This window comes from Glycomyces harbinensis, from assembly GCF_900101745.1.
Taxonomy (GTDB): domain Bacteria; phylum Actinomycetota; class Actinomycetes; order Mycobacteriales; family Micromonosporaceae; genus Glycomyces; species Glycomyces harbinensis.
The window spans coordinates 202621-221538 of the sequence record NZ_FNAD01000004.1 but is presented as its reverse complement, the minus strand read 5'-3'; the positions used below and the strand labels follow the sequence as shown (position 1 = coordinate 221538).

Sequence of the window (18918 nt, the reverse complement as noted above, 5' to 3'; positions counted from 1 at the left end):
CGGTCATGGCGCGACCGGCCCCGTCGCCGTTGCGGACGACGAGCTCTATGCGAACATCGAAGCGGTCCGGGCGGAATGGAGCATGCGCGGGATCGCGATCCCCGCGCCTTCCGAAGCCGATGAGGTCGACACCGAGAGTTTCCACCATGAATCCAGCCTCTAACGCCGTGCCGCAGTCGGGGAAACGGGGGCCCTGGTCGAACCGGCGGGTGCTCCTCATCGTGGGCGTCGTCGTCGGCCTCATCGGCGTCCTGGCGGCGGTGCCGCTCGTGAAGCGCCTCAGTCTGGACTACGAGTTCGCTTTCCCCGCAACATGGTCGGAGGAATGCCTGGGCGGCGGAGACGCGGTGGGCGGCCTCCTCGACTGGGACGATCCCGGCACGCCCCGGCCCGACATCCGCGACAGCGGCGCCACATGGGCCGAGTACAAGTGCGAGTGGGAGTGGAGGCCCGCTGACGGTACCGGTGACGGGCAACTGCTCACCCTGACCGTCGAGGTTCGCGAAAGCCGCGCTTACGAGCCCGTCGACACCTCCGTCGAGAACAGCCTGGAGCCGATCGAGTGGGGCGTCGACTACGAATCGCTCGACGGGTGGGAGCACGGCATCTGCCGGGAGAGCATCGCCGACACGGCGAGCGCGTCATATGAGTGCATCGCGTCGGAGAGCAACCTGCGGCTGACGATCTCGAACCGGGACCTCCCCGGCGGGGAGGGCCACGAGGACAAGTACTTCGGTCCGGGAGAGGTGTCCGTCGAGGACCTCACCGTCGAGATCGGCGCGCTGGTGAGGGAGGCGTTCCGCGCCTGATCGACCGGGCGAGATCGTCGCGCTGACTCGCCGCTTCCTCGAGCGGATCGGGTATCGCCGGGCCCTCGGTCCGGTCAGCGGAGCTGGTTCGGGAAGCGCAGGTACGACAGGCCCGCGGTGCTGAGCCACATCGAGTTCGCGCTCTGGACCAGTTGCAGGGTCACCTGCTGGCAGCCCGCGCAGCGGGCCACCGTTCCCGGTGCCGCCGTGTAGACGTGCAGGCTCGCCACCGGGCCGGTCATGCCGCAGGTCGCGCAGCGGCCTTCGGCCGTGGTGATGTCCGGCCGGAAGACCTGCCACAGGGCACCTGCCAGCATGTTGCCGTCGACGTGGTCGTTCATTGGGCCTCCTCAGCCGAAGCGTTCGGTCTTGATCCGATGGGAGTCATGGCCGAGGGCGATGAGGAGCTTGGCGGCGGCTTCCACGAAGCCGTTGGGGCCGCAGATGAAGCAGTCGGGTTCGAAGTCGGCGGGCCAGCCGTGGGCGGTGAGGTCGGCGAGGCCGATCCGCTCGGGCGGTCGGCGCGAGCCCGCCAGCGTCTCGCGGGTGAAGAGCAAGACCGTCTCTACGCCGTCGTCGCCGCGCGGCGGCCGGATCAGTTCGTCGGCGTAGATGACGTCCTCGGGCGTCCGCACCGAGTACAGGAGCCGGAACGGCACCCGGGAGCCGAGCGCGCGGCGCTGGCGGACCATCGCCTGGAGCGGCACGATCCCCGAGCCGCCCGCGAGGAGCAGGACCGGACGGGTCTCGTTGCCGCGCCACACGAACCAGCCGCCGACAGGCCCGCGAACCTCCGCATACGCGCCGACGGGAAGGTCGTCGCACAGGTATGTCGAGGATTCGCCGCCGTGCACGCGCTGGATCGTGAACGCGATCCGGCCGCCTTCGAGCGGCGCGGCCAGGGAGTACGAGCGCACGGCCTGGTAGCCGTCGTCGGCGGTGAGGCGGATGTCGGCGTGCTGGCCGGCGACGTGGCCGTCCCAGGTCTCGGGCTCGAAGACCAGGGTCGTGGCCGACTCGGTCTCCACGAGCCGTTCGACCAGGCGCGCCTTCTGCCACATGCCGGTCACCACCCCGACTGGTAGCGCTGCTCGAGCCAGGGGTCGCCGTAGTCGTGGTATCCGGCGCGCTCCCAGAATCCCGGCTCGTCCTCGTCGTGGAGGGTGATCCCCGAGACCCACTTGGCGGACTTCCAGAAGTACAAGTGCGGCACCAGGAATCGCGCGGGGCCGCCGTGCTCGGCGGTCAGGGGCGAGCCGTCGTAGCCGGTCGCGACCCAGGCCTGGCCGTCGAGGATGTCCTGGAGCGGGACGTTGGTGGTGTAGCCGTCGAACGAGTGGATCACCGCGAAGTCCGCGGCGGTCTCGACGTCGGCGAGCAGGGTGTCGACCGAGACGCCCCGCCAGGAGGTGTCGAGTTTGGACCACCTGGTGACGCAGTGGATGTCCACGGTAGGCGACTCGTGCGGGAGCCGGTTGAACTCGGTCCAGTCCCAGACGGTCCGCTCGCCGGTCTCGTTGACGACGGTGAACGTCCACCCGTCGGTGGCGACCGAAGGGGTCGGCCCGGCGCTGAGCACCGGGAAGTCCTCCACCAGGTACTGACCGGGCGGCACCCGGTCGCTCTCGGTGCGCCGGTGGCCGCGGAACCCCGGTGTCAATGCGCTCATGCACGCCTCCCTGACTCATGGTAATTCGCGCAGCGGCCTCAGGCACCTGGAGCGACGAAACGCACCATTCCGGGGTACACGCGGCGACCGGTGCTCAGCGGGACGGGAGGCCGAAGCGTTCCAGGACTTCTCGCAGGACGTGCCTGCCGCCCATCGACTCCGGGCCTTTCAGGCGGGTCAGTACGCGGTCGGTCCAGGTGCCTTTGAGGCCGAAGCGCCGGTTGTAGGCCTCCAGGCGCTCGTCGTAGACGGGGATGAGGTCGTCGGACGCCCTGTCGTACTGCTCCCGGTGGAGGACCGCTTCCTGGGGAAGCCTGGGTTTCACGTCGGCTCGCTCGGCCGGATCGGGTTCGCCGACGGCGAGGCCGAACGCCGCCACCGTGTGCGGCGGCAGGCCCAGCTCGGCCGCGACCGCTTCGGGACGGTTGCGGATGGCGCCCACGAAGACTGAGCCCAGGCCAAGGGACTCCGCCGCGACCACGGCGTTCTGGGCTGCCAGCGCGGTGTCGATGAAGCCGATGAGGGTCGTCTCGAGGTAGTCGGCCGCGTGCACGTCGGTGCCTGCGCGTTCGGCGAGGCGGCGGGCGCGGCCGAGGTCGGCGATCCAGACCAGGAACAGCGGCGCCTGCGCGACGAAGTCCTGACTCGCGGACAGGCGGGCGAGGCGCGCCTTGCGTTCGGGGTCGCGGACCGCGATGACGCTCCAGGGCTGGAGGTTCGAGGAGGTCGGCGCGGACTGGGCGGCCGCCACCAGGGCGGCCAGCTCCTCGTCGGTGACGTCCCGGCCCGTGAAGCGTCGCACCGAGCGGTGGGCGAGCTGGAGCCGGACGACGTCGTTGGCCACGTCGAGGGTCGCGTCGGCGTCGCCGTAGCGGGCGGCGGCGCCGGAGAGGCGTTCGGTCGCGGTGTCGGCCATGGTCAGAGCCCGGTGCCGTGCACGCCGTGCTCGTCGACGATCTTCAGCTCGTCGTCGGTGAGCGCGGGGAAGTCGAGGGCCTTGACGTTGTGGTCGAGCTGCCAGGTGGAGCTGGCGCCGATGAGCGCGGAGGTGACCTCGGGGCGGCGCAGGACCCACTGGATGGCGAGCTGGGCGAGCGACTGGCCGCGTTCGGCGGCGAGGGCGTTGAGGGCGGCGGCCCGCTCGCGGTAGGTCGCGTCGATCTGCTCGGGCTTGAGGAACGCGCTGTTCTCGGCGCGGGCGCCCGCGGGGATCTCGCTGAGGTACTTGTCGGTGAGCAGGCCCTGGGCGAGCGGGGAGTAGACGACGAGGCCGAAGCCGTCCCGGGCGGCGAGGTCGATGAGTCCGCTGGTCTCGGGGGTGCGGTCGAAGATCGAGTAGCGCGGCTGGTGGACCAGGAGCGGGACGCCGGCGGCGCGGAGCAGGACGACGGCCTCGTGGGCCTGCTCGGGGGCGTAGTTGGAGACGCCGACGTAGAGGGCCTTGCCCTGCTGGACGGCGCCGGCGAGGGCCCCGACGGTCTCCTCGATGGGCGTGGTCGGGTCGGGCCGGTGGTGGTAGAAGACGTCGACGTAGTCGGTGCCGAGGTCGCGCAGGCTGTGGTCGAGGGAGTTGAGCAGGGACTTGCGCGACCCTCCCTTGTGGTACGGGCTGGGGCTGATGGGGTTGCCGGCCTTGGTGGAGAGCACGAGTTCGTCGCGGTAGGGCGCGAGGTCCTTGGCGAGGACGGTGCCGAAGACCTGCTGGGCGGCGCGGTGCGGGGGCCCGTAGCGGTCGGCGTTGTCGAAGTGGGTGATGCCCAGGTCGAAGGCGTGGAGGAGGATGTCGCGCTGGGTCTGCGGGGAGTAGTCGGTGCCGAATTTCTGCCAGAGGCCGAGGGAGAGCGGGGGCAGGTCGAGACCGGAGGCGCCGGCGCGCCGGTAGGCCAGGTGCTCGTACCGGTCCTCGGCGGCCGCGTAGGTCTGCTCGAATGCGCCGTATGCCATGGGAGGGAAGCCTTTCGGTGGTGGGGTCGCGGCGGGCGCGAGCCGCCGCGCCCGTCGGGTGATCGGTCCGGTGCCAAGGGTAGATGAACGGCCCTCGCACAATCTACACTACATCGATAGGATAAATCGAGAATTGATGTCGCGCCGACCCGCAAGGAGACCCGATGAGCGCCGAACACCTCTGGTACATCCCCAACCAGGCCCGGCCCGGGCACCGCGGCGACGACGCCGTGGAGAACCACAACAGCCTGGACACGCTCACGGCCCACGCCGAGGCGCTGGAGCGGCACGGCTGGGGCGGCGCGCTCCTGGGCACCAGCTGGGGCCGGCCCGACACGTTCACCGTCGCCACCGCGCTCGCCGCCCGGACCACCACGTTCAAGCCCCTCATCGCGATCCGCCCCGGCTACTGGCGCCCGGCGAACTTCGCGTCCGCCGCCGCGACCCTCGACCACCTCACCGGCGGCCGGGTCCTGGTCAACATCGTCTCGGGCCAGGACAACCTGGCCGCCTACGGCGACAGCGAGGGCGACCAGGCGCACCGGTACGGCCGCACCAAGGAGTTCATCCAGGTCGTGCGCAAGCTCTGGACCGAGGAGAACGTGAACTACAAGGGCGAGCACTTCCAGGTCGCCGACGCGACGCTGGGCGTCAAGCCGGTCGCGGACGGGGAGCGGAGGCACCCGCGCCTGTACTTCGGGGGCGCCTCCGAGGCGGCCGAGCGGGTCGCGGCCGCCGAGGCCGACGTGCAGCTGTTCTGGGGCGAACCGCTCGACGGCGTGCGCGAGCGCATCGAGCGGCTCAAGGACCTCAGCGGGAAACTCGGCCGCGAGCACGCGCCGCTGGAGTTCGGGCTGCGCATCACGACGCTCGTGCGCGACACCTCCGAGGAGGCCTGGGCCGACGCGGAGGCGAAGGTCGCGCAGATGGCGGAGGGCCGGGGCGGCTTCACGATCGACCCCGACCACCGGGCGCAGCGGCGCAACGCGGTGGGCCAGCAGCGCCTGCTCGACCTCGCGGCGAAGGGCGAGGTCCTGGACGACAACCTCTACACGACGCCCGGGAAGTTCGGCGGCGGCGGCGCGGGCACCACGTGGCTGGTCGGCTCGGCCGAGGAGGTCGCGAAGTCCCTGCGCAAGTACGAGGCCCTGGGCGTCACGCACTTCGTCCTCTCCGACACCCCGTACCTCCGGGAGATCGAACGGCAGGGCGATCAGCTGCTCCCGCTGCTGCGCGGCTGATCGGCCGGCGGGTCGCCCGGGTGCAGCGGGGGTCCGAGCGGCCGTCGGCGCGTTCGCATGTCAGAGCCCCGACGGCCGGGTGTCGAGGAGCTTGCGGATCGGGCGCAGCGCGACGCCGAGCGGCACGAACCGGGCGGCCGCGTCGCGCACCGCCGCGGCCGCCGGCGAGCGGTTGAACATCATCGGCGCGAGCCGGCGCGAGTTCCGCTGCGCCGCTTCCACTCGGGGACGCTGGGTCCGCTCGTACGCGCGCAGCGCCGGGAGCACCGGTGCATCCCCGGCGAGGTGGTGCGCGAGGACCCAGGCCGACTCGACGGCCATGCCCGCGCCGATCCCGGCCGTCGGGAGGAACCCGGCGGCCGCGTCGCCGACCAGGGCGATCCGGCCCGAAGTCCAAGTGGCGCTGCGCTTGTCGTACAGCGGCCAGTAGTAGGACCCGCGGCCGTCGGCGGCGTCGGCCAGCACGCGGTCGAGGCGCCCGCCCGCTGCGGGCGCTTCGGTCCGGATGCGCGCGACGAGCGCCGCGAGCCCGTCGTCGGCCGCTTCCGCAGGGCCGCAGACGATGACGCCGAGCCGGCCCTTGACCGGATAGGTGCCGACGAACCAGCCGGCGCCCCACAGCTCCTCGCCGAGATCGGCGTCCGCGTCGGCATCGGTCCACACCACCCAGCCGCCCCAACCGGTCTCGTAGCCGCTCACCTGCTCGGGCTCCAGCACGAGCCCGCGGGTCGCCGAATGCAGGCCGTCGGCGGCGATCACCGCGTCGAACTCGGCCTCGGCGACGTCCGCTCCGGCGAACACGGCCGTCACCGCGTCGACCCGCTGGTCCAGCTCGATGACGTTGGCGCCGTAAGAGACCGCGCCGCCGCCGAGAACCGCCATGAGGTCGCCGCGGCTGATGCCGCGGTAGTCGCCGTAGGCGTCGAGGAGCCTGCCCATCGTGTACTCGCGCACGACCGAGCCGCGGCGCGAGCGGATGCGGTAGCGGTTCATCGGCACGCTCGCGGCGCGATAGGCCTCCGTCAGACCCAGCTCGGCCAGCACGGGGTCGACCAGGGGCATGAGCGCGAGCATGTACCCGCTCGGCGCGTCCGGCCCGGCCCGCTCGACCAGGACCGGGTGCAGCCCGCGCCCGCGCAGCAGCCGCGCCAGCGTCACACCCGCGATGCCCGCACCGATCACGAGGACGCGCCGCCGATCGGTGCGTGCGGCTTCCAGTTGCGCCCGAAGCGATGTCGACTCCAGCACGTCCCCTCCTCCACTACTGGACCGGTCGGTCCACTCCAGCGTAGCACCGTTCTTGGACCACCCGGTCCAACGGTGTTAGCCTGGCCGCATGGAAACGCGCGGAAAAGGAGTCCTCCCGGCCGGGCGGCGCCGGGCCCTGCTGGAGGCGGCGGCGGCCGAGTTCATCCGGGCCGGCTACGAGCGGGCCTCCCTCAACCGCGTCCTCCAGGCCCAGGGCATGAGCAAGAGCTCCTTCTACCACTACTTCGCCTCGAAGGAGGCGCTGTTCGGCGCCGTCATCACCGACCTCGGGCGCGAGGTCGCCGAGGCCTTGGAGGTCCCCTCCGACGCCGCGCTCGCCGAGGACTTCTGGGCGGCGGTCGGCGCGCTGGCCGAACGCCTCGGCGACCGGGACGCGCCCGCGTTCATGTGCTTCGCGGCGCTGTTCTACCTGCCCGACGCCCCCGCGGGCCCGGGCAGTCCGCTCGCCGCCGCCCGCGACGCGATCGACGGGTGGATCGACACGGCGCTCGCCACCGGGCGCGAGGCGGGCGCGATCGGCGACCGGCTGCCGGTGGGACTCCAGCGGCACCTGTGCAAGGCGGTCCTGTGGGCCATGGACGAGTGGACCGTCGCGCACCTGGACGCCTTGAGCCCCGGCGAACTCGGCGCACTGCCCGGTGCGGAGCTCGACGCTCTGCGGCGGCTCCTCGCGAAGGACTAGGCGGACCGCGGACGCGGACTGCTCGCCGTTCCCCCGACCTCCGGTTCATCACGCAGGGGCATCGCACGATCTCGCTACAATCAGTGCTCCCCCGTTCCCCGAACCCCTCCGGAGCCGAACATGGCGAAAGCGGCGAAGACCCGCTACTTCAGCCTGCGCACCGACGTGGAGCCGCTGCTCAAGGAGCGCCTGCTGTGGCCCGGCGAGCGCCTGCTGAACTTCCGCCCGATCAACGGAGACGACACCAGCCCCGGGCTGCAAGGCTTCTCGCCGCCGCTCACCGGCGGGCAGCGGCTCCTGAAGGTCCTGGGGTACGTCGGGATCGGGCTGCTGTTCGTGCTGATCTTCCCGATCCTGATCTACGCGCTCGAAGGCGTCGGCAGCAGTTCCAAGGACGACGGCAGGGACTCCCGCAGACGTCGGCCGATATACGCCTGGGGCGACGGCGCGGCGTCGGCCGCGGCGAAGGCGGTGCTCCCGACGATGCAGCGCACCGGCGTCTGGGTCGTCACCGACAAGCGCCTGGTCTTCGTGGCGCTGAACGGCAGGTTCACCGCCCTGGCCCCGCACCAGACCGGCGAGGCCGGCCGCGAGCCCGGCCCGATCGAGGTCGAGACGGTCGTCGAAATGGTCGCCGGTCGGTTCGCGTACCAGGGACAGGTCGAGCGCACCCGCACGACCTGGCTGCGGCGCGAGAAGCCCATCGGCCCCTACCACCGGATCGCGTTCCCGGACGGCTCCGGCATCGATGTGCGCCACCGCTACTCGCCCGCGAACGACCCGATGGCGCGCTTCGGCCGCTGACGCCGGGCAGAGCGGCCCGAGACGCCGGGCGCCTCGGGCCGTGTCGATGGGAGAGCGCCGATCCGGTTCGGCGCCTTGCGGTCAGCGCATGGAGTTGACCATGCGGGCGTAGTCGCCGAACGCCGCGTCGACCTTGTCGGGGTCCAGCCCGTAGTGGCCGAGGCTGTACTCGTGGCCGCGCTTCATGCCCGGGCGGGCGAGCACGGTCTCCAGGTTGCCCTCGTCGCGGGCGGTCCAGTCCATCTCCAGGCGCTTGAAGATGCCCGGCAGCTCCTCGTGCGGGTTCGCGGTGAGCTGGTGGTACGAGACGTCCACGACGCGGTCGCGCGGGAGCTTCGTGCGCATGTCGCGCCCGGCGTTCACCATCTGCGCCAGCATCTCCAGCCAGTCCTTGCCGATGACGTGCGGGTCGTACGTCCGGTTGCACAGGGCCACACCGGTCTCCATGAGCGAGCACCAGGAGCCGATCACGGTGTTCGGGTCGCGGTGCGTCCACATGATCTTGGCGTCGGGGAAGACCTTCAGGAGCACGTCAAGGTGCTCGAGGTGGTAGGGGGACTTCAGGACCCAGCGGCGGCGCTGCGTCCCGTACTGGAGCACCTGGAGGACCTGCTTGTAGTACTCGTAGTCGGGCTGGAAGTCGTGGGTGCTCAGCCAGTCGCGGTAGCCGGGCATCCGGAAGCACACGAGCCAGTTGCGGCCGTGGGGCAGCGCGAACACGCACTCCTCGGGCGAGAGCGGCTCCATCGCGTGGATCTGCGGCAGCACCGGCGAGAAGACGTGGCCGAAGTTCGCCGAGCGGGTCGCGACCTTGATGCGCCCGCGCCGGACCTTCTCGTCGACGTCGGCGCGGTCGGTGGCCTGGAGCTCCCACATGAGCGGGGCCCGGTTCTCCTCGGGCCAGGCGAGGATCTTGTGCGCCAGCGTGGTCGCCGTGCGCGGCATCCCGGTGACGACGATGGGCCGCTCGATCGGCTCGTCGAGGATCGCGGGGTTCTCGGCGATGAGGCGGCGCACGCGGAAGCGGTTGGTCATGCGGCCGCGGATGTCGCCGACGATGCCCATCCAGCCGAGGGCCGAGGCCGAGTCGACCCGCGCCACCTGGCGCACCAGGAACCGGTACTCCTCCAGGAAGGCCTCGTCGCCGGCAGCGGTCCCTCCGGAGGCGGCCTCGGCCTGGCGGATCATCTTGTCGAACAGGGCGTCGGCGTCGCCTCGCTGGCGGTCGGACGCCGGCCGCATCAGCGAATTGATGGGGCCGACGATTCGGGATACGCGTCGCACGGGGATCGCTGTCCTTTCGGAGGGTTCGGAGCGGGGGCCTCCTCAGCGAATCCTGGCACATACGGGCACCGGACTCAACAGTGGTTCCCTTGTGGCCCAGCCGTGCGGTCCGGTGCCGTTCGGGCACGAAACGGTCGCCGCGCCCTCGATCGCCGGCGCGTTGTCACAAACGGGGCCGCCGCCCTGTCTCTACTCGTATCGGGGCGGCACCGGCCGCTCCGGGGAACAGGAGGATTGCCATGAAGATCGCTGTCATCGGCGGTACCGGGCTCATCGGCTCGCAGGTCGTGCGGATGCTGGACGACGCCGGGCACGAGGCGGTGTCGCACTCGCCGTCCACGGGCCTCGACCTCATCAGCGGGGACGGCCTGGCCGAGGCGCTGACGGGCGCCGACGCGGTCGTGAACCTGTCGAACTCGCCGACGTTCGACGCGGCCTCGCCCGCGTTCTTCCAGACGAGCATGGACAACCTGCTCGCGGCCGCCGAGAAGGCCGGGGTCGGGCACGCCGTGATCCTGTCGATCGTCGGCGTCGACGAAGTGGACCTGGACTACTACCGGGCCAAGACGCTCCAGGAGGACGTGCTCAAGGCCGGGCCGGTGCCCTACTCGATCGTGCGCTCGACGCAGTTCTTCGAGTTCATGGACGCGGTGATGTCGTGGACCTCGGACGAGCACTCGGTGCGGCTGCCCGCCACCAAGGTGCAGCCGATCGCCTCGGCCGAGATCGCGCGGGCGGTGGCGGACGTCGCGGGCGGCGCGCCGCTCCAGGGCACGCGGAACGTCGCCGGGCCCGAGGTGTTCACGCTCGACGAGCTGGGACGGATCACCCTCGCCGCCAAGGGCGATGAGCGCACGGTGGTCGTGGACGACACCGCGGGCATGTTCGCGGCGGTCAAGGGCGACGCCCTGATCGCGGGGGACGACGCGGTGATCGCCGCGACGACGTACCGGCAGTGGCTGGCGTCGCGTTAGGGGATGCGGGCCCGCGCGGTGCGCGGGCCCGTTCAGTCCTGAGAGGACACTCCAGTGGTCTTGTCGGGGTTGACGATCCACAAGACCTGGTCGATGCCGTCGTCGCCCGCGCTGACGGCGACGACGGCGTAGACCGCGCCGTCGCGGCGCAGCACGGCGGCGGCCTGGCCGTTCACCATGGCCCATTCGACGTCGACGCCGACCCAGAACCAGTCGGCGATCGCGCCGAGGAACTTCGCGATGCGGCCGGCGCCGACCAGCGGGCGGCGGGACACGCGCGCCGCGCCGTTGCCGTCGGAGACGCTGGTCGCGTCGGCGGCGAGGAGCCGTTCGAGCGCGTTCATGTCGCCCGAGCGGGCGGCCGACATGAACGCGGTCAGGAGCCGGCGCTGCTCGCCCGCGTCCGCGCGCGAGCGCCGCCCGCCGGCCATGTGCTTGCGGGCCCGGCTCACCAGCTGGCGCGCGGCGGCCTCGCTCGCGTCCAGGATGTCGGCGATCTGCGCATACGGGTAGTCGAAGGCCTCGCGCAGCACGTAGGCGGCGCGCTCGTCGGGGGTGAGCCGCTCCATGAGCAGCAGCGCCGCGAGCTCGAGGGCCTCGCCGCGCTCGGCGCCGAGGTAGGGGTCGGCGCTGGTGTCGACGGGTTCGGGCAGCCACGGCCCGATGTACGTCTCGCGCCTGGCCCGGGCGGACTGGAGCGCGTTGATGGCAAGGCGGGTGATGGTGGTCGCCAGGAACGCGCCGGGGTTGGCGACCTTCGCGCGGTCGTAGGCCTGCCAGCGAACCCAGGTCTCCTGCACGAGGTCCTCGGCCTCGGCGGCGCTGCCGAGCATCCGGTAGGCGATGCCGAACAGGCGCGGCCGGACGCCGGTGAACGCGGCGGCGGCCGCTTCGAGCTCTTGCGCTGCGGCGTCCATCGGTCCCCCCGGGTTCCCGTCGCGGCCATTGTCGACCGCGCGGCCACATTACCGCGCGTCGGCGCCGCACGACGATGCCGAGGTGGCGGGATCGGCATCCGCTTTCGTGGGCCGGAGCGCATTCGCCGTTCGGTCGCGCGACCCGACTTTGCCATTCGCTCCCACCGGATGCGGCGCGCTTCCGGCGGACTCCGCAGGGCGACAAAGTATTGACAAGCGTAATTGTCGCGGACTAAAATCGTGACAAAGGTATAGCGCTAAACCTAATCTACCCTGCGTTTTCACTACACCTCAACCTCACAGCGATCGACACTTGTCGATTGAAATGATCTTGCGCGGCATACGGCGGCCACGAGGCCCGCCGGTCCACGCGGGACGGTCCACGCCCCCAGTCGCAATCGGCCGAAGATCCGGCCGCATTGGTACTGAGTCGTGCCCGGAAGACGAGTCGGCCGCTGCGGAGTACCCGAACAAGGAGTCGATGATGAAACTCTCGCGCATGGCCTTCGCGCTGACGACGGCAGTCGTCGCCGCGGCGGCGGCGCTCGTGTCGGTCGTACCGGCACACGCGATCGAAGGACCGAACCTGGCGGCCGGGAAGACCATGACCGCCAGCAGCTCCGTCCAGGGCTACACGCCGGACAAGGCCAATGACGGCAACCAGGGCACCTACTGGGAGAGCGCGAACGGCGCGCTCCCGCAGTGGCTGCAGGTCGACCTGGGCTCCCCGCTCGAAGTGAGCGAGGTCGTCCTCGAACTGCCCGCGCTTCCGGCGTGGCAGACCCGCACCCAGACCCTGGAGCTGCGCGGCAGCTCGGACGGGACCTCGTTCTCCACCATCAGCGCAGCCCAGGGCCGCACGTTCGACCCGGCCGCCGGCAACACCGTCACCATCGCCTTCGACCCGGTCGCCGTCCGCCACCTGCGGGTGGTCGTCACGGCGAACACCGGCTGGCCCGCGGGCCAGATCTCGGAGTTCGAGGTCTACGGCGAGAACGGGGCGCCCTCGGAGACCGGCGAGCTGGCGACGGGCAGGCCCGCCACCGCGTCGTCCTATGTGCACACGTATGTGGCGTCGAACGCCACCGACGGCGATCCGACGACGTACTGGGAGGGCGGTTCGGGGGCCTACCCGAGCACGCTCACGGTGAACCTCGGCCAGAATGCGGAGCTCGAGCGCGTCGTCGTCAAGCTGAACCCCGATCCCGCGTGGTCGTCTCGCACGCAGACGTTCTCGGTGCTGGGCAGGGAGGCCGGGGCCAGTGCGTTCACCCAGATCAAGGCGTCGGCGACCTACGCCTTCGATCCCTCCGGCGGGAACTCGGTGACCGTCCCGGTCTCCGGCACGGTGTCGGACCTCAGGCTCCAGTTCACCGCGAACACCGGCGCGCCGAACGGCCAGGTGGCCGAGCTCCAGGTCTTCGGGACCCCCGCGCCCGCACCCGACCTGGTCGTGTCGGACCTGTCGTGGAGTCCTTCCGCGCCTTCGGAGACCGACGAGGTCACACTGTCGGCCACGGTCGAGAACGACGGCGAGGTGGCCTCCGGTCCCTCCACCGTGGACCTCTTCCTGGACGGTGAGCTGATCGGCGCCGCGCAGGTCGGCGGCCTGGCCGCCGGCGCCTCGGCGACCGTCTCCGGTTCGATCGGCTCGCTCACGGCGGGCGACCACGAAGTGGGCGCCGAGGTCGACCCGGGCGGCACGGTCCCCGAGAGCGACGAGACCAACAACGACTACACGCACCCGGACGCGTTGGCCGTCAGCGCGATCGCCACCTCGGACCTGGTGCCCGCGGCGATCACCTGGTCGCCGAGCAACCCGTCGGCGGGCGACGGCGTCGGCTTCTCGGTCGCGATCGAGAACCAGGGCAGCGTCGCCTCCGCGGCAGGCGCCCACGGCGTCACCGCCACGTTGACCGACAACGACACCGGGCAGGCGGTGCGCACCTTCACCGGCGGCCACTCCGGTGCCATCGCCGCGGGCGCCGCCACCGGCGCGATCGACCTGGGCTCGTGGACCGCCGCGGACGGCGAGTACACGCTCACCGTCGTCGTCGCACCCGATGCGAACGAGCACGAGGTCAAGCGGGGCAACAACACCAGCACGCGGACGCTCTCCATCGGACGGGGCGCGGCGATGCCCTACACGATCGACGAGGCCGAGCACGGCTCCGCCGGCGGCGGGGCCGAAGTCCTGGAGCCGAACCGGGAGATCGGCGACCTCGCGGGCGAGGCCTCCGGCCGCCAGGCCGTGGTCCTCGACGCGACCGGCGAATGGGTCGAGTTCGACACCACGGCGCCCACGAACACGCTGGTCACCCGGTTCGCCATCCCCGACGCCGCGGGAGGCGGGGGCATCGACGCGACTTTGAACGTGTACGTCGACGGCGAACTGCTGCAACCGATCGAGCTCACGTCGAAGTTCGCGTGGCTCTACGGCGCCGAAGCGGGGCCGGGCAACTCGCCGAGCGCCGGCCCGGCGCGCCACATCTACGACGAGGCCAACGTGCTGCTCGACGAGACGATCCCCGCCGGCAGCACCATCCGGCTCCAGAAGGACGCGTCGAACACCGCGGCCTACTACTCGATCGACTTCATCAGCCTCGAGGAGGCGGCGCCGGCCGCGAACCCCGACCCGGACCGGTACATCGAGCCGGACGGCTTCACCCACCAGGACGTCCAGGACGCCCTGGACCGGTTCAGGATGGACGCCTCGGGCGACCTGCTCGGCGTGTACCTGCCGGCCGGCGACTACGCGACCGCGCAGAAGTTCCAGGTGTACGGCAAGGCGACCGAGGTCATCGGCGCCGGGCCGTGGTTCACCCGCTTCTACGCGCCGCAGAACCAGGAGAACACCGACGTCGGATTCAGGTCGGAGGCCACCGCGAACGGCTCCACGTTCGCCGGGTTCGCCTACTTCGGCAACTACACCACCCGCATCGACGGGCCGGGCAAGGTCTTCGACTGGCAGAACGTCTCGGACATGACCATCGACGACACGTGGGTCGAGCACCAGGTCTGCATGTTCTGGGGCTCGAACATCGCGAACACGCAGATCACGGACTCGCGCGCCAGGAACCTGTTCGCCGACGCGATCAACATGACCAACGGCAGCAACGACAACCTGCTGCGGAACATCGAGTCGCGGGCCTCGGGCGACGACAGCTTCGCGCTGTTCGCCGCCACGGACGCGGGCGGCGGCGACCAGACCGGGAACGTGTACGAGCACCTGACCTCGACCCTGACCTGGCGCGCCGCCGGGCTCGCGGTCTACGGCGGGTTCGGGAACACGTTCCGGGACATCCACATCGCCGACACGCTCGTCTACTCGGGGATCACGATCAGCTCGCTGGACTTCGGCATCCCGATGGACGGGTTCGAGTCCGATCCGCCGACGCGGTTCGAGAACATCTCGATCGTGCGGGCCGGCGGGCACTTCTGGGGGCAGCAGACGTTCCCGGGGATCTGGATCTTCTCCGCCAGCAAGACCTACGAGGGGATCAGGGTGAGCGATGTGGACATCGTCGACCCGACGTACTCGGGGATCATGTTCCAGACCAACTATGTCGGCGGCCAGCCCCAGAACCCGGTCACGGACACGGTGTTCACCGATGTGACGATCACCGGGGCCCGGTTGAGCGGCGACGCGTTCGAGTCCAAGTCCGGCTTCGGCATCTGGGTCAACGAGATGCCCGAGCCCGGCCAGGGCCCGGCCGTCGGCTCGGCGACCTTCCACAACCTGGAGATGAGCGGCAACCACCAGGACGTCAAGAACACGACGACGACGTTCGAACTCGTCTTCGACTGAAGATGACCCGCTGAGACGTCGAGGCCGGGGGGATTCCCCCGGCCTCGACGCGTTCGGCTCCTAGAAGCCGTGGTCGTTCTTGAAGTCCTCGACCGACTGCGCGGCCTGGTCTCCGGCGTTCTGCGCCGCGTCGCCCGCGCCCTGAGCGGCGTCCTGCGCGCTGTCGGTCGCCCCCTGCGCGGCGTCCTCGGCGCCCTGGGCGGCCTGGTCGCCGATCGATGAGTCCTGGGCCTGGCCGAGCATCTCCCCGGCCTGCCCCTTCACCTCATCCACTGCCCCGGTGATCATGTCCTTGAACTCGTTGAACTTGTCCGCCAAGCCCATATGGCCTCCTCGCCTCGTTGTCTCCATGATAGGCGGTGCGGCCGAAAAGCGAAATTCTCAACGGAGCGTTCGCGTTTCGACCGTTTCGGCATAGACTGCGATGAGCCCGCCGGCGGCACCGATCCGCCGCCCGGACCGAGGTTTCCCGTTTCGCCTCCGGGGAATCCTGCGATCCGGCGCCGAACCGGCGGCCGACCGAGGGAGGATGCGACCATGAAATCGCAGAAGGATTCGCCGGGCACGAACGCGGAGCCGGCATTCGAGTCGGACGCGCTGCGCCTCTCCGACATCGCCGGGCGCGACGCCGCAGAGATCGCCCGCAAGCGCGGCAACGAACCCGACCATCTGATCGAGGACGAGCAGGAGATCGCCGCGAAGGACGACGCCCGCCAGATCGTCCTGGCCGTGGTGGCCGTCGGCGTGGCCGCGGCCGTCGTGATCGGGCTCAAGATCGCCTACGACCGCCGCAAGTCCCAGCGCGGCTACCGGAAGGTCGTCGGCCAGCTCGAGGACGCGCGCGAGGCGCTCCTGTCGGCGGCGTCCGAACTGCCCGAGCGCGGCCGCGAGGCACTGCACCAGCTCGACGACCGGGGCCGGGTCGTCCTCCACCAGCTGGACGACCGCGGCCGCGACGTCCTGCACCGGCTCAAGCACCGCTGAACGCGACCGCCGCCCGGAACCGGCACGATCCGCCGGTCCGAGGCGGCGCCTCCTTGCCCCATTCGGTCACTTTCGGTGATATCAGCCTCACATTTGTGTGAACCTTGAGGCCGAAACCGGAGGACTCTGAGGGAGGCGTGCGATGACCGAGAAGGCGACAGCGGCCGCGACCAAGGCGAGCGGCGACGGCGCACTGGCGAGCGACCAGGGCAAGACCACCATCGCCGACCAGGTGGTCGCCAAGATCGCGGGCATAGCGACCCGCGACGTCGACGGCGTCCACAGCCTCGGCGGCGGCGTCAGCCGCACCGTCGGCGCCATCAAGGAGCGCATACCCGGCTCCCGCACCAACTACGGCCAGGGCGTCTCCGTCAAGGTCGGCGAACGCCAGGCCGCGGTCGACCTCGACCTCATCGCCGAATACGGGATCGCCATCGCCGACCTCGCCGCCGGCGTGCGCCGCAACGTCGTCTCCGCCGTCGAGCGCATGACCGGCCTCGAAGTCACCGAGGTCAACATCGTCGTCCACGACGTCCACCTCGAAGGCGAGTCGGGCGACGAGCCCGAGGGCGAATCGCGGGTGGAATGACGCCCGTGGCCACCGAGAACGGCGACTTCGCCGCCCTTGCCGACGCGATCGCCGACGCGGCGCTCGCGGTCCCCGGCGTGCAGGGCCTGCACGGCGGCGCGTTCGACGAGATCGCCACCGCCCTGCCCGGACGCCGCATCAAGGGCCTGCGCCTCGACCGGGACGGCTGCGCCGTCCACGTCGTGGCCGAGTGGGACGCCGACATTCCGCAGGCCGCCGCCGCGATCCGAGCGGCCCTGGCCCCGCTGACCGGCGGCCGGACCGTGTCCGTGACCGTCGAGGACGTCGGCGAACCCGAGAATGGGGACCGAACATGAAAGCGACCTTCGCCGGCCTGGTGGCCGGACTCCTGCTGGCCCTGGCCGTGACCACCGGCGGCTTCACCGGATTCCTGCTCGCCGTGGTCCTCGGCGCGATCGGCCTCGCGGTCGCCGGCAGGCTCAGCGGCGAGGTCGACGTCTTCGACTGGTTCCGAGGCCGCCGTGACCGATAGCGGATTCGCACTCGCCGACCTGCCCGGCGGCACCGACCTGCCGCCCGCCGAACGCGGCACGCTCCGCGTCGAGGACACCGCCGTCACGCACGTCCTCGAAGGCGCCGCCCGCCGCGCGCCCGGGGCCGCCGTCCGCGAGGCCAGGCTCGGGCGCGGCTACCCGCGCGCCCGCGCCACCGTCAGGCACGGCCGGATCTGGGCCCACCTCGACGTGGGCGTGCGCTGGCCCGGGCCCACCGCCGACACCGCCCGCACCATCGCCCGCCACGTCCGCGACGAGGCCGCCCGCATCACCGGGCTCGACGTGGCGTCCCTCGACCTCACCGTGCACCTGGTCGACGGCGCGGACGCGCCGGAGCGGAGGGTCCGATGAGCAGGCAGATCCCCCGCCGCCTCCCCGCCGCGACCTGGTTCGGCGTGGTCGGCGCCCTGCTGCTCGCCGGGTTCGCCGTGTTCGCGGGCCAGCACGCCGCCGCCGCGCGCGGCTGGATCGACGGACCGTCATGGCTCCTTGAAACCGTTGCGGCCCTGGAGGACCGGGAGCCGTCGATCTGGGTCTCGGTCGGCGGCATCGCCGCCGCGCTGCTCGGCGTCTGGTTCCTCATCGCCGCCTTCACGCCCGGCCGCCGCACCCACCTGCCGGTCGAGGGCCGCTGCGACCTGTGGGTCTCGCCGCGCGCCGTCGAGGCGCTGGCGGCCGACGCCGCCGAGCGCTCCCCCGGTGTGCTGCACGGGCGCGGCGACGTGCAGCGCCGCCGCCTGCGGGTCTCGGCGCTCCTCGCGCCGGGGGCCGACGCGGGCGTCGTCGCGATCTCGGAGGCGGTGGGCGAGCGGATCACCGGCCTCGCGGACCTGGAGTTGTCGGTGCAGGCGAAGGAGGGCGGCCGATGAGGACGCTCGCGATCGACCGCGTCGGCGCGGCGCTGCTGGGGCTGGTGCTCCTGGCGGCGGGCGCGGCCGTCGTCGACTGGCGCTTCGACCTGGTCGGAGCCTGGGACCGCCTCGACACGGGGCTGATCCGCGAGACCGTGGAGGCCGACTGGTTCGCCTGGGCCGCAGGCGGTGCCGCCGTCGTCCTCGCGGTGGTCGCGCTGTGGTGGCTGTTCGCCCGCGTGCCGCGCCCGGTCGAGAGCGGTGTGCGGCTGGGCTTCTCGGGGGCCGACCGGGTCGACGTGGACGTCCGCTCGATCGCGCCGCGACTGCGCGAGAGCCTGGAGCAGAGCGCCCCGGTCGACCACGTCACGAGCAGCCGGTCGCGCACCGGCACCGGGCAGCTGGTGCTGCTGCGGGCCAACGTCGACCCGCGCGCGGACGGCGAGTCCCTGCGGCGCGCCGCCGACGACGTGGCCGCGTCGGTCGAGGCGGCCTTCCCGGACCGCGAGGTCACCGTGAGGATCCTCATCGACGCCCCGCGGCGCCGGGGCAAGCGCCGCACGCCGCGAGTCCACTGA

Annotated in this window: 22 protein-coding genes; 13 read left to right on the top strand and 9 right to left on the bottom strand. The window is 71.5% G+C overall.

Annotation, left to right across the window (positions count from 1 at the left end; genetic code table 11):
- Positions 1 to 146 precede the first annotated feature (146 nt).
- Entirely contained in the window at positions 147 to 809 is a 663-nt protein-coding gene (locus tag BLQ63_RS09220; protein ID WP_143014823.1) for a hypothetical protein, read from the top strand.
- A gap of 74 nt (positions 810 to 883) precedes the next feature.
- Here the strand turns inward: BLQ63_RS09220 and BLQ63_RS09215 are convergent, their stop codons facing one another.
- The 5 genes from BLQ63_RS09215 to BLQ63_RS09195 all read right to left on the bottom strand — a co-directional run bounded on the left by BLQ63_RS09215 (position 884) and on the right by BLQ63_RS09195 (position 4422).
- A complete protein-coding gene (locus tag BLQ63_RS09215; protein ID WP_091032231.1) occupies positions 884 to 1150 on the bottom strand; it encodes a DUF6510 family protein in 267 nt (88 codons plus the stop codon).
- A gap of 9 nt (positions 1151 to 1159) precedes the next feature.
- On the bottom strand, positions 1160 to 1909 hold the full coding sequence (locus BLQ63_RS09210) for a ferredoxin reductase (protein ID WP_419774939.1): 750 nt from the start codon (positions 1907 to 1909) through the stop codon (positions 1160 to 1162).
- Positions 1876 to 2478 (bottom strand): sulfite oxidase-like oxidoreductase, encoded by a 603-nt coding sequence (locus tag BLQ63_RS09205; RefSeq protein WP_091032228.1) that lies wholly within the window; start codon positions 2476 to 2478, stop codon positions 1876 to 1878. The genes BLQ63_RS09210 and BLQ63_RS09205 overlap by 34 nt, the downstream gene beginning before the upstream one ends.
- A 94-nt stretch (positions 2479 to 2572) precedes the next feature.
- Positions 2573 to 3394 carry an NADPH-dependent oxidoreductase gene (locus BLQ63_RS09200; RefSeq protein WP_091032224.1) on the bottom strand — a complete coding sequence of 274 codons (822 nt, stop codon included), beginning with the start codon at positions 3392 to 3394 and terminating at the stop codon, positions 2573 to 2575.
- Between the two features lie 2 nt (positions 3395 to 3396).
- Positions 3397 to 4422 carry an aldo/keto reductase gene (locus BLQ63_RS09195; RefSeq protein WP_091032220.1) on the bottom strand — a complete coding sequence of 342 codons (1026 nt, stop codon included), beginning with the start codon at positions 4420 to 4422 and terminating at the stop codon, positions 3397 to 3399.
- 164 nt (positions 4423 to 4586) lie between these two features.
- On the opposite strand from BLQ63_RS09195, the gene BLQ63_RS09190 reads away from it, so the two are divergent.
- Positions 4587 to 5663 carry an LLM class flavin-dependent oxidoreductase gene (locus BLQ63_RS09190; protein ID WP_091032216.1) on the top strand — a complete coding sequence of 359 codons (1077 nt, stop codon included), beginning with the start codon at positions 4587 to 4589 and terminating at the stop codon, positions 5661 to 5663.
- Between the two features lie 60 nt (positions 5664 to 5723).
- Here BLQ63_RS09190 and BLQ63_RS09185 read toward each other — a convergent pair whose 3' ends face one another.
- On the bottom strand, positions 5724 to 6911 hold the full coding sequence (locus BLQ63_RS09185) for an FAD-dependent oxidoreductase (RefSeq protein WP_091032211.1): 1188 nt from the start codon (positions 6909 to 6911) through the stop codon (positions 5724 to 5726).
- 88 nt (positions 6912 to 6999) lie between these two features.
- Between BLQ63_RS09185 and BLQ63_RS09180 the strand changes: the two genes are divergently transcribed.
- Both BLQ63_RS09180 and BLQ63_RS09175 read left to right on the top strand, forming a co-directional pair.
- Positions 7000 to 7614 carry a TetR/AcrR family transcriptional regulator gene (locus tag BLQ63_RS09180; protein WP_091032206.1) on the top strand — a complete coding sequence of 205 codons (615 nt, stop codon included), beginning with the start codon at positions 7000 to 7002 and terminating at the stop codon, positions 7612 to 7614.
- Between the two features lie 120 nt (positions 7615 to 7734).
- A complete protein-coding gene (locus tag BLQ63_RS09175) occupies positions 7735 to 8418 on the top strand; it encodes a hypothetical protein (RefSeq protein ID WP_091032204.1) in 684 nt (227 codons plus the stop codon).
- 81 nt (positions 8419 to 8499) lie between these two features.
- Here the strand turns inward: BLQ63_RS09175 and BLQ63_RS09170 are convergent, their stop codons facing one another.
- Positions 8500 to 9660, bottom strand: a complete 1161-nt coding sequence (locus BLQ63_RS09170; RefSeq protein WP_091032199.1) for a sulfotransferase family protein — start codon at positions 9658 to 9660, stop codon at positions 8500 to 8502.
- A gap of 281 nt (positions 9661 to 9941) precedes the next feature.
- Between BLQ63_RS09170 and BLQ63_RS09165 the strand changes: the two genes are divergently transcribed.
- On the top strand, positions 9942 to 10676 hold the full coding sequence (locus BLQ63_RS09165; RefSeq protein WP_091032193.1) for an SDR family oxidoreductase: 735 nt from the start codon (positions 9942 to 9944) through the stop codon (positions 10674 to 10676).
- Between the two features lie 32 nt (positions 10677 to 10708).
- Here the strand turns inward: BLQ63_RS09165 and BLQ63_RS09160 are convergent, their stop codons facing one another.
- Entirely contained in the window at positions 10709 to 11593 is an 885-nt protein-coding gene (locus BLQ63_RS09160) for an RNA polymerase sigma-70 factor (protein ID WP_091032188.1), read from the bottom strand.
- Between the two features lie 484 nt (positions 11594 to 12077).
- On the opposite strand from BLQ63_RS09160, the gene BLQ63_RS09155 reads away from it, so the two are divergent.
- Positions 12078 to 15401 (top strand): discoidin domain-containing protein, encoded by a 3324-nt coding sequence (locus BLQ63_RS09155; RefSeq protein ID WP_218125169.1) that lies wholly within the window; start codon positions 12078 to 12080, stop codon positions 15399 to 15401.
- A gap of 60 nt (positions 15402 to 15461) precedes the next feature.
- On the opposite strand, the gene BLQ63_RS09150 is transcribed toward BLQ63_RS09155, so the two are convergent.
- Positions 15462 to 15725, bottom strand: a complete 264-nt coding sequence (locus BLQ63_RS09150; RefSeq protein ID WP_091032179.1) for a hypothetical protein — start codon at positions 15723 to 15725, stop codon at positions 15462 to 15464.
- Between the two features lie 213 nt (positions 15726 to 15938).
- On the opposite strand from BLQ63_RS09150, the gene BLQ63_RS09145 reads away from it, so the two are divergent.
- The 7 genes from BLQ63_RS09145 (at position 15939) to BLQ63_RS09115 (ending at position 18918) form a co-directional block, all read left to right on the top strand.
- Entirely contained in the window at positions 15939 to 16385 is a 447-nt protein-coding gene (locus tag BLQ63_RS09145) for a hypothetical protein (protein WP_091032176.1), read from the top strand.
- Between the two features lie 142 nt (positions 16386 to 16527).
- On the top strand, positions 16528 to 16974 hold the full coding sequence (locus tag BLQ63_RS09140; RefSeq protein ID WP_091032172.1) for an Asp23/Gls24 family envelope stress response protein: 447 nt from the start codon (positions 16528 to 16530) through the stop codon (positions 16972 to 16974).
- Positions 16975 to 16979: 5 nt separating this feature from the next.
- A complete protein-coding gene (locus BLQ63_RS09135; protein WP_218125168.1) occupies positions 16980 to 17291 on the top strand; it encodes a hypothetical protein in 312 nt (103 codons plus the stop codon).
- Positions 17288 to 17467 carry a DUF2273 domain-containing protein gene (locus BLQ63_RS09130; RefSeq protein WP_091032165.1) on the top strand — a complete coding sequence of 60 codons (180 nt, stop codon included), beginning with the start codon at positions 17288 to 17290 and terminating at the stop codon, positions 17465 to 17467. Before BLQ63_RS09135 ends, BLQ63_RS09130 begins: the two co-directional genes overlap by 4 nt.
- Entirely contained in the window at positions 17457 to 17840 is a 384-nt protein-coding gene (locus BLQ63_RS09125) for a hypothetical protein (protein ID WP_091032162.1), read from the top strand. Before BLQ63_RS09130 ends, BLQ63_RS09125 begins: the two co-directional genes overlap by 11 nt.
- Positions 17837 to 18358 carry a DUF6286 domain-containing protein gene (locus BLQ63_RS28315; RefSeq protein WP_091032159.1) on the top strand — a complete coding sequence of 174 codons (522 nt, stop codon included), beginning with the start codon at positions 17837 to 17839 and terminating at the stop codon, positions 18356 to 18358. The genes BLQ63_RS09125 and BLQ63_RS28315 overlap by 4 nt, the downstream gene beginning before the upstream one ends.
- Positions 18355 to 18918, top strand: coding sequence for a hypothetical protein (locus BLQ63_RS09115; protein ID WP_091032156.1), 564 nt, complete (start codon positions 18355 to 18357; stop codon positions 18916 to 18918). Before BLQ63_RS28315 ends, BLQ63_RS09115 begins: the two co-directional genes overlap by 4 nt.